The organism is Microbacterium sp. Bi128, assembly GCF_918698205.1.
On record NZ_CAKKMM010001662.1, the window covers coordinates 1 to 1,041 of the forward strand.

Genomic DNA, 1,041 nt, shown 5'->3' on the forward strand with positions numbered 1-1,041 from the left:
AAAGAAGTCTGTTTACTTGTCTCTTCTCGCGGGGGGAATTACTCTGCGGTTTCGATCGGCGTGGAGACGAGCTTGCCTTCGTTGATCTCGCGCAGGGCGATCGACAGGGACTTCTCGTTCAGCTTGGTGTCGACCAGCGGGCCAACGTACTCAAACAGGCCCTCATGCAGCTGGGCATAGTACGCGTTGATCTGGCGTGCGCGCTTGGCACCAAAAATCACCAGTCCGTACTTCGAGTCGGCGGCCTTCAGCAGCTCGTCGATCGGCGGGTTGATGATGCCTTCAAGGTTCGTGGACACGAATTCTCCAAATTCTAACGGGCCGGTACGTCCCGGCGCCTAGCGCGGGTTCGGGGTCAGCCCCATGAGTGAAACAAGCTCGTCCGCTGCCCGACGAACGTCATCATTGATGACGGTGTGGTCGAACTCCGGTTCAGCGGCAAGTTCTAGTTTAGCGGTTTCCAGCCTCTGCTGCTGTTCTTCGGCGCTTTCCGTGCCGCGGCCGACCAGCCGGCGGACCATTTCGTCCCAGCTCGGGGGCGCCAGGAACACAAACTGGGCATCCGGGACGGCCTGCTTGACCTGCCGGGCGCCCTGCAGATCGATCTCCAGCAGCACCGAGCGGCCCTCGGCAATGGCGGCGTCAACCGTGCTGCGCAGCGTGCCGTAGCGGTTCCGGCCGTGGACGACGGCCCACTCGAGCAATTCGCCGTTTTCGACCAGGGCATCGAATTCCTCGGCCGATTTGAAGAAGTAGTGGATCCCGTCCTGCTCCCCCGGCCGCGGCGGGCGCGTGGTGGCCGACACGGAGAGCCAGACGCCGGGGTAGTTGTCCCGGATGTAGGTGGACACGGTGCCTTTGCCAACAGCCGTCGGGCCGGCGAGGACTGTCAGTCCCGGTTTCTTGCTCACATATTCCTTTGGGCGGTGGTGGGCAGCTCGGCGGACCGGGCTACTTGTCGTCAATAAAATCTACCAGCGCCCGGCGCTGGTGGATTCCCAGGCCGCGGACCCGTCGGGATTGTGCGATGCCGAGCTGGTC

Annotated in this window: 2 protein-coding genes and 1 pseudogene; all 3 read right to left on the reverse strand. The window is 62.8% G+C overall.

Features of this window, described 5'->3' with window-relative positions; all coding sequences use genetic code 11:
• Positions 1–38 precede the first annotated feature (38 nt).
• A complete protein-coding gene (gene rpoZ, locus LQV45_RS35345) occupies positions 39–299 on the reverse strand; it encodes a DNA-directed RNA polymerase subunit omega (protein ID WP_018773134.1) in 261 nt (86 codons plus the stop codon).
• 39 nt (positions 300–338) lie between these two features.
• Positions 339–911 carry a guanylate kinase gene (gmk, locus tag LQV45_RS35350; protein WP_230012715.1) on the reverse strand — a complete coding sequence of 191 codons (573 nt, stop codon included), beginning with the start codon at positions 909–911 and terminating at the stop codon, positions 339–341.
• Between the two features lie 40 nt (positions 912–951).
• Positions 952–1,041: pseudogene (locus LQV45_RS35355) on the reverse strand (DNA-binding protein); the annotation flags it as partial.